Source organism: Methylobacterium sp. DB0501 (assembly GCF_011043735.1).
Taxonomy (GTDB): Bacteria; Pseudomonadota; Alphaproteobacteria; order Rhizobiales; family Beijerinckiaceae; genus Methylobacterium; species Methylobacterium alsaeris.
On sequence record NZ_JAAKGV010000060.1, the window covers coordinates 1 to 8,033 of the forward strand.

General features: G+C 65.2%; 7 protein-coding genes and 3 pseudogenes. 2 read left to right on the plus strand and 8 right to left on the minus strand.

The window, feature by feature from the left end; genetic code table 11:
* Positions 1–300: 300 nt before the first annotated feature.
* The 7 genes and pseudogenes from G4G93_RS35075 to G4G93_RS35105 form a co-directional block, all read right to left on the minus strand.
* Positions 301–619 (minus strand): annotated as a pseudogene (locus tag G4G93_RS35075) (IS5 family transposase); the annotation flags it as partial.
* A gap of 256 nt (positions 620–875) precedes the next feature.
* A complete protein-coding gene (locus tag G4G93_RS35080) occupies positions 876–1,688 on the minus strand; it encodes a c-type cytochrome (RefSeq protein WP_060850339.1) in 813 nt (270 codons plus the stop codon).
* On the minus strand, positions 1,685–3,307 hold the full coding sequence (locus G4G93_RS35085) for a b(o/a)3-type cytochrome-c oxidase subunit 1 (RefSeq protein ID WP_060850338.1): 1,623 nt from the start codon (positions 3,305–3,307) through the stop codon (positions 1,685–1,687). The genes G4G93_RS35080 and G4G93_RS35085 overlap by 4 nt, the downstream gene beginning before the upstream one ends.
* The gene (locus G4G93_RS35090; protein WP_060850337.1) at positions 3,297–3,860 is read right to left on the minus strand and encodes a cytochrome C oxidase subunit II; all 564 of its coding nucleotides are present in this window, start codon (positions 3,858–3,860) and stop codon (positions 3,297–3,299) included. Before G4G93_RS35090 ends, G4G93_RS35085 begins: the two co-directional genes overlap by 11 nt.
* Positions 3,861–3,872: 12 nt before the next feature.
* Positions 3,873–4,049 carry a hypothetical protein gene (locus tag G4G93_RS35095; RefSeq protein WP_165091915.1) on the minus strand — a complete coding sequence of 59 codons (177 nt, stop codon included), beginning with the start codon at positions 4,047–4,049 and terminating at the stop codon, positions 3,873–3,875.
* A 4-nt stretch (positions 4,050–4,053) separates the two neighbouring features.
* Complete coding sequence (locus G4G93_RS35100; RefSeq protein WP_060850899.1) at positions 4,054–5,310, minus strand: c-type cytochrome; 1,257 nt, start codon at positions 5,308–5,310, stop codon at positions 4,054–4,056.
* 11 nt (positions 5,311–5,321) lie between these two features.
* On the minus strand, positions 5,322–5,999 hold the full coding sequence (locus G4G93_RS35105) for a c-type cytochrome (protein WP_395413747.1): 678 nt from the start codon (positions 5,997–5,999) through the stop codon (positions 5,322–5,324).
* 401 nt (positions 6,000–6,400) lie between these two features.
* Here G4G93_RS35105 and G4G93_RS35110 point away from each other — a divergent pair, with 401 nt between their 5' ends.
* Positions 6,401–7,090, plus strand: a complete 690-nt coding sequence (locus tag G4G93_RS35110; RefSeq protein ID WP_060850335.1) for a Crp/Fnr family transcriptional regulator — start codon at positions 6,401–6,403, stop codon at positions 7,088–7,090.
* Positions 7,091–7,306: 216 nt separating this feature from the next.
* Here the strand turns inward: G4G93_RS35110 and G4G93_RS35115 are convergent.
* A pseudogene (locus G4G93_RS35115) lies at positions 7,307–7,738 on the minus strand (IS5 family transposase); the annotation flags it as partial.
* 79 nt (positions 7,739–7,817) lie between these two features.
* Here G4G93_RS35115 and G4G93_RS35120 point away from each other — a divergent pair.
* A pseudogene (locus G4G93_RS35120) lies at positions 7,818–8,033 on the plus strand (IS110 family transposase); the annotation flags it as partial.

The window sequence follows — 8,033 nt, forward strand, 5'->3', positions numbered from 1 at the left end:
TGCGCCACGGGCGCGTCTACGAGCCGGCGGCGGTGGCTGCCTGATCCGAGTTCGGGCCGCGCGGCACGCGCCGGCCTTCCGATGTCTGCGAGCGGTGAGAGGAAGATGGCCTGACAGTCGACCGGTGTTCTGGAAGCCTCCCGGCAAAAATGGCGTTCGACGCCGACCCCTTTATGAGGCCCAGGACGCGCGGATCTCCATCTTGGCCAACGGCAAAGCCGGAAGGCCGGATACGTTTATGCAGACTGCTCAGACCAGCGGATCCAGAGCCACTTGCGGACGGGGCGGGCCATACGTTTGCGCCGTGGGCGGCGCGCTGGGCTTTGACGTAGGTCGCATCAAGGGCGGCGGCCTCGCCCGACCACCCGGCTTTGGCCAGCGCTTCCAGCATGCTGGTCCAGAAGCGGCGGCGCGACCACCTGTTGAAGCGGTTGTAGACGGTGGTGTGAGGACCGTACTCGCTCGGGCAGTCCTTCCAGCGGCAGCCGGACTTGATGACGTGCAGGATGCCCGAGATGACGATGCGGTCGTCCTTGCGATGAGCGCCGGGCTGGTTTTTGGGCATGAACGGCGCGATCGCCTGCCATTGCTCGTCAGACAGCCAGAACAGCTCTGCCATAGCTTCCTCCATCTGAAGGCGCTTTGGAATCATATTTCACTCATCACCGCAATACCTTGATCGGGTTTAGACCCTAATCCCAGGCTCGCAAATCCCGCTGGGCTTCCAGATCCAGGGCGCCTTCTGCCTCGCCTTCGCTTGCTGTTCCATGACCAGCGTAGTCTGAGCCGCGGCACTCGCCCTCCACAGGCCCGTAAGCGCCGTCATCCTCAACGATGCGCCCGTCAGGATCGTTCATAGGTCCCAGGGTTAAGGACTACTGGGTGTGGACTCTCGTCGAAGGCTGCGACGCATACCACTCCGCTGCTTGGTCGATCTCCTCCGAGGTCATCCTCCGGGCGACGTTTCGCATCTGCTGGCTGATGTCGTTGCGACGCGCACCTGAGGCGAAAGCCTGGAGCTGGGCCTTCACGTAGGCCGCGGGCTGGCCTTCCAGCCACGGGCTTCCCGTCTTGTTGTCGAGCACGCCGTGGCAGGAACCGCAGGGTGCGATGTTGCGCAACGGAGCACCGTTGATGACGATGCGTGGGGGAGGCTTGTCACTGGCCGGGTGGAAGCCGGGCAGACGGGGCAGGAACGCGTAGTACGCCGAGAGATCGGCCATGTCGCGTTCCGACAGGTTCACGGCGAACGGCGTCATCGTCGCGTTGACCCGTACACCCGCCTTGAAGTCGGCGAGCTGCTTGTAGACCGCTGGTGCGTATTGTCCCGCCAGGTTGGGGGAATCGGCCCGGCTCACACCAGTCGGCCCATGGCAGATTGCGCATTGCTGCGCGAGGGTCGCGCCGCGCCCGACCGCCTCCGGGTCCGCGGCACTCGGCAACGCTGACGTGACCACCACGCGGGTAAGCTTGCTCTCCGGCTGGACCGGGTCAGCTGCCGAGGATGCCTTCGGTACGCCAGCGGCGCTGCAGATGGCGTCCCAGATACCGGCGAGCTTGAGGTCTGGCTGCGCGTAGGGGAGCAGCACGAAGCCTCCGAGCGCCGTCGCGGCGAGCAGGATGACGGTGATGCCGACCGAGCCGGTGAACCAGGGATTCCTCGGCGAGAGCAGGCGGTCGTCGCTCATGGATTGGCCCCCACGTACACGGCCGGTACCGAGGTGTCCTTGCGCAGCGCGAGCTGCGCGATGGGAAAGCCGTAGTTGGTCACCGTGAGGCCGACCATCAGGGCGACCCACAAGGCGTAGCCGTTGAGCGCGGGGACGGCGACGGGGGCGTGGAGCGCCTCGGCGAACCGGTAGGCGCCGGCATCCTCCCGCGGCGCGCGATGGCTCCGGACCAGCACGAGGATGAACAGGCCCCCCGACGCCACCAGGATGAAGCCGCCGATGGCCGAGAGGGTCACCGAGAAGGCTTGGGTGGCAACCGCTGGGTCGCCGTAGTCGAAGTAGGCCATGCGGCGCGGCATGCCGAGGATGCCGACCCAGTGCCAAGGGAAGGTGGTCACGATCATGCCGACGAACCAGAGCCAGAGTTGGGTGCGCATCAGGCTCAGGTCGGCGAGGGCGCGACCGGTGAGGTGCGGCCACAGGTCGTAGGCAATCGCAAAATACATGATGACGATGGCGCCGCCGAAGATCAGGTGGAAGTGGCCGGTGATCCACTGCGTGTTGTGGATGGACGTATCGAGCTGGTAGCTCATGTTGATCAGCCCGCCGGCGCCGCCGAAGCCGAGCATCACGAACGAGAACGCCACTGCGAGCATGATCGGGTTCGACCAGGGCAGGACCTTGATCCAGCCGAACGGCCCGCGGCCGCCGCGCAGCCGGGCAGCAATCTCAACCGACGCGCAGATGGTGAAGACAGTCAGCAGCGTCGGGAGCGCCACCAGCGCGGTGAACGCCGAGTGGATGAACTTGAAGCCGGCGCCGACCTGCGGGTCGGCGAAGGTGTGGTGCATGCCGATGGGCATCGCCACCACCAGGAACAGGATGAACGAAATCCTGGCCATGGTGTCGCTGTAGATCTTCCCGCCAATCGCCCGCGGCACGATGGTGTAGTAGGCGATGTAGGTCGGCATCAGCCAGAAGTAGACGATGGCGTGCAGCGTCCAGGAGAAGAACACCCGCGACAGGCCCGCGTCGATGGTCGACCTCAGGCCGAAGGCGACCGGCAGGATCTGCAGGAGGAGTTCGAGCGCCGCGCCCACCGCCGTCCAGGCCCACAGGTAGGAGCCGGCGACGTTGGCGAACATCGGCAGCGGCACCGACGTGCCAGGGTTCGCCTTCTTCCAGGCGTGCAGGTTCACCGACATCAGGGCGACCCAGATCCAGGAGCCCACCACCACGAGCACCACGCCCAGGTAGTAGAAGGGGCTTCCGATCAAGGGCGGGTAGAAGGTGTAGAGAACCGAGGCCCGGCCGAGCGAGACCGGGACCATTGCCATGATCGCACCGACCACGACGAGCCAGTACCCGGCCCAGGCCCATCGCAGCCCAACGAGGCGCTGCTTGAGGGAGACCTCGCTGATCGCATAGCCGAACCCCATCGCCACGAGGGTTGGAAACACGTAGCCCATGACGGTGCCGTGGGCCGTCAGCGAGCGGTAGTACCACTCGGGGTTGCTGATCCACGTGTGAAGCGGGCTGCGGATGAACATCTGCCAGGCCCCGAGCAGCAGGGCGAGGCCGAAGGCGGCGAAGGCTAGCCAGAAGTGGGCGAGGACGAGCCTCCTGCTACTCAACACAGGTGACCCTCCGGTTGGCCGCGATCATAGACAGGAACTCAGGCTTCTCGACGACCTTCACCTTTGCCCACATGCCCTCGTGCCCCACACCGCAGTATTCCTGGCAGGGCATGAGGTACTCGCCCGGCCTGGTGAACTTGGCTGGGATCTCCGAGACGTAGCCGGGCACCAGCATGGTGTTGACGTTGGTTTTCTGGATCAGGAAGCCATGCACCACGTCGGGGCTCGTGGCCCGAAAAACCACTGGGGTGTCGTTCGGCACCACCATGCACTGGGGCGTAAAGCTGTATTGCTGGCCCACAGCCCGTACCGTCACCGAGCCGTCTGGCTCGACCGCGCTGCCGAGGTTGCTCTCAATGAACTCGCCAGTGAGGTGGATGGTCTGGGGCTGGATCGTCTCGACGCGTGCCTGGGGCATCGTCGCCTGATGGATGCCGGCGAAGGCCGCCATCCCGGCCAGAACGACGATGATGGCGACGGAGAGGGTTGCCCATCGGCGCTCGATCCGCTCGGCGACGCGGGCGCCCTCGTCAATGTGGTCGTGGGTTGTCATCGGGGCTCCGGGTCAGCTCCCGCGCGGCAGGAATACGAACAGGTAGAAGACGAACCAGCACGCCACGACGATGGCAGTGGCGATGGCCGCGACCGTCACGGCACCGGACGGCCCCGCCCTCACGGCGGCGGCCACGTCGTGGCGCTCGGTCTTCTCGTCGCGGCGCTGCAGCGGGGGCGAGTTCAGCATGGCCTCAGTCCAGGGGGGCGGAGCGCAGCTGGTTGGCTTCCAGCGCGGTGACAGCCGCGCCGTGGTTGCCCCAGGTGGTGCGGATGTATGTGACCACGGCCGCAACCTCGTTGTCCGAGAGCGACTGAGCGAAGGGCGGCATGCCGTAGGGACGCGGATTACCATGCGTGCCCGGAGGATAGCCGCCATTCAGCACCATGCGGATCGCGTTCACCGCGGAAGACATCTGGATGGACTGGTTGCCGGCCAGCGGCGGGTAGTGCGGCGGCTTACCCTGCCCTTGCGCGCCGTGACAGCTCGTGCACTGGGCGTCGTAGACCGTCTTGCCGAGTGAGAGCAGCAGGCTGCTCTCGGCCGTGGGCACGTTCGACGTGACCGGTGGCGGGACCTCCTGACCGAGGCTCTTGAGGTAGACGGCCATGGCTCGTGTGTCCTCGGGCGTCAGGTACTGGAGGCTGTTGTAGGTGACTTCGGCCATCGGTCCGTAGACCGCGCCACGTCGCGAGACGCCGGTGCGCAGAAGGTCGGAGATCTCCTCGATGGTCCAGTCGCCGACCCCAGCCTCGCGATTGGAGGTGAGCGAGGGTGCGTACCAGTTCTGCATTGGGATGAGCCCGCCCTGGAAGGCTTGAGACTCCGAGTTGCCGCCGAGGACGTTGATGGGCGTGTGGCACATGCCGCAGTGGCCCAAGCCCTCGACCAGGTATGCGCCCCTGTTCCACTCTTCTGATTGTTTCGGATCAGGTTTGAACTCGCCTTCACGGAAAAACAGCGTGCGCCAACCGAGGATGAGCTGGCGGTTATTATACGGGAACCGGAGGTCGTGGGGTCTGTTCGCCTGTTTCACAGGCGGCACTGACATCAGGTAGGCGAAAATGGCGTCGCTGTCGGCCCGGGTCACCTTCGTGTAGGATCCGAAGGGCATGGCTGGGTAGAGCAAGCCGCCGTCCGGCGAGCGGCCCGTGTGCATCATCTGGTAGAACTGGTCGGCGGTCCACTTGCCGATGCCCGTCTCCGGGTCGGGCGTGACGTTGGAGGTGAAGAGCGTGCCGAAGGGGGTCGCCATGGACCGGCCCCCAGCGAAGGGCTTGCCCTCTGAAGCCGTGTGACAGGCGATGCAGTCCCCGGCTCGAGCGAGGTACTCGCCCTTGGCGAGCACACCCGCATCGGCACGGGCGGCTGGTGCGGTCTGCGCTTGGGAGGTGGTACCGAGGAGCGCGGCGAGCAGTGCCGGAAGCGCCTCGCGAGCGAGGTTGGCCACGAAGTTCCTCCTCACTGGGGCTGGCTCCCACAAGCGAAGGGCAGCGCGTAGGTCCCGCGGGGAACCGAGCGGCGCTCCTCGGGAGCGGGGCGCGACGACAGCCAGGCGGTCACCGCCGCCACGTCCACCTCGGTCAGGTGTCCCGCGACGACCTGCATGCAGTCCGGTGCGAGAGCGGTTCGCGTGCCATAACGCCAGGCGCCGAGCTGGGCGCTGATGTAGTTGGGCTTGAGCCCCAGGAGGCCCGGAATGCCCGGCTCCATGCCTGTCAAGTTAGAGCCGTGGCAGCTTGTGCAGGCCGGGATGTTGCGCGAGGCGTCGCCCTGCGTGACCAGTCTCTGTCCCGTCGCCAGAACCTCCTTCCCCGCGGTCGGAACGGCTGGGGGCGGAAGGGGTGGGTTCAAGCCGGCCAGGTACTCAGCCATCTCGTTGAGATAAGCTTCCGGCAGGTACGCCAGGAGGTAGTTCATCGGCGGGTAGTGCCGCCGGCCGTTCCTGAAGGCGACGAGCTGGTTGAAGAGGTATCCTGCCGGCTTGCCTGCGAGGTGCGGGAAGTAGGGGTCGCGCGTTCCTTCGCCTTGAGCACCGTGGCAGGGCGCACAGGCCAGTACGCGCTCGGCCATCGTATCTGGGGGAGATGTAGGGGACTCCGCCTGCGCGGGTCCCAAGACCAACAGCGCAGTCGCGATAGCAACGCCACGGATCAGGCGCAAGACCGCTCTCCGGCTTCTGTAACCCCGCAGGACAGTGGCAAGCTCCGAGCCGATAGCATCGTGGAAGCTTGCACCTCAGCGGGTCGCTTTCTCCCACCGTAGCCGAATGCGCCCCGTGCTCTTTGCGCTTGCGCAAACAAGTCCTCAAATTGTGCCGAATTCCGCATACGCCTTGCCCCCGCCATGCTTGGCCGTGCTGCTGTGCGCCCTTGAGGTGGATCAATGCGCCCGAAGGCCGGGCAGTGCACTGATTACAGGCCAGCCGAAACCCCGACCATCTCTCAGCTGTCCAGAGCGTATCGTCGTTGCACGAGCTATTGTTCGAGGAAGCTGCAGGAGGGGGGTCGGCAGCCTCAGGATGAGAACAGAAGGGAGCGATGAACCAATCACCGCAAAGTATGAGGGTGTGCGAGGGGTCATTATTCAGCGACCTGGATCGCGAAACGGCCGATGCCTTGCTGAACGCTGCCACGTACCGTCAGATTGCGGAGGGCATGACCCTCTTCCACCAGGGGGATGCGCCCAGTCAGCTCTTCCAGGTTGTGACCGGATTGGTGAAGCTTTCACGGGTTAGCACGGACGGTTCGCAGACAACGCTCAGATTCATGGGACCCGGCGAGCTTGTCGGTTGCGTCGCGGTCTTCCAGCAGTTTCCATTCCCAGCGACCGCAATTGCAAGTAAGCCTTGCAGCTTGCTGTGTTGGGGTGCTTCCCAGATCCTCGACCTCATTCACCGCTATCCCCCCGTCGCATCGAATGCGCTGAAGACCGTCGGAGGTCGCGCCCGAGAGATGATCGAGCGGGTGACGGACTTGAGCGCCAAGGGGGTGGAGGCACGACTCGCCGGCGTTCTCCTACGTCTGGCTAGCCAAGTCGGGCGCAATTCTCCCGACGGCGTAGAGATTACGCACCCGGTCACGCGCAACGATATGGCCGAGATGACGGGCGTCACGTACTTTACTGTGAGCCGAGTCCTTAGTGCCTGGCAGAGGCAGCAGATCGTGCGACTCGGCCGTGAACGTGTAATCGTTATCGAGCCGCACAGGTTGGCCCAAATTGCTGACTGAATGTCACGATGATGGAGGCGTTTGCTGACTCGCTCATGCAATCCAAGCCTCCCGATTGATGTCTCCCTTCGATGTCCCTAACATCGCCCGCAAGCTAATCATCACTCCACGAAAATGGGTCAACATCAACTCCTCGAACAGTTCACCGCCTTGCTGATCGGCCAAGCAGCGAGCGGTACTGTATGGCAGGGGGTACGGCCTAGGGTTGAGACTCGATCAGCACCAGAATGCGATGACGGCGGCGATGGCGAGAGCCGAGGCGAAGTTGCGGGCCAGCTTGTCGTAGCGCGTGGCGAGACGGCGGAAATCCTTGAGGCGGCAGAACACCGCCTCGACCCGCCAGCGATCCCGATACCGTCGCTTGTCGAGGCGGATCTTGCGCTTGCGGGCGCGGGTGCCGGGAATGACCACGCTGATGCCCTGCTCGCGCAGGTCCTGGCGCAGCCAGTCGGCATCGTAGCCCTTGTCGGCGATCAACCGGCGCACGCGGCCCGGTGCCTTGGCCAGGACGGCAGGCGCAGTCTTGACGTCGCTGGCGTTGCCGGGGGTAAGGTGGATGACGCCCGGGCGGCCAATCACGTCGGTGAGAACGTGGACCTTGGTGGTCGGACCCGCCCGCGAAGGGCCGATCGCCTGGTGGCGGGCCCCCCTTTATGGATGGCCCGCCCCTCACCGGGCTGCACTGCTAGGCTGGCAGGGTAGCCGAGATGAGGGATGGAGCGGAACAATGACGATCGCGGTGCTGGGGATCGATCTGGGCAAGAACAGCTGCAGCCTCGTCGGGCTGGACGCGGCCGGGCGAGTCGTGCTGCGCCGCCGGATGCGACGCGAGACGGTGATCGCCTTCGGCGCGAAGTTGCCGGGGTGCGTCGTGGCGATGGAGGCATGCTGCGGTGCGCACCACATGGGCCGAGCCCTCTCGAAGCAGGGACACACGGTTCGC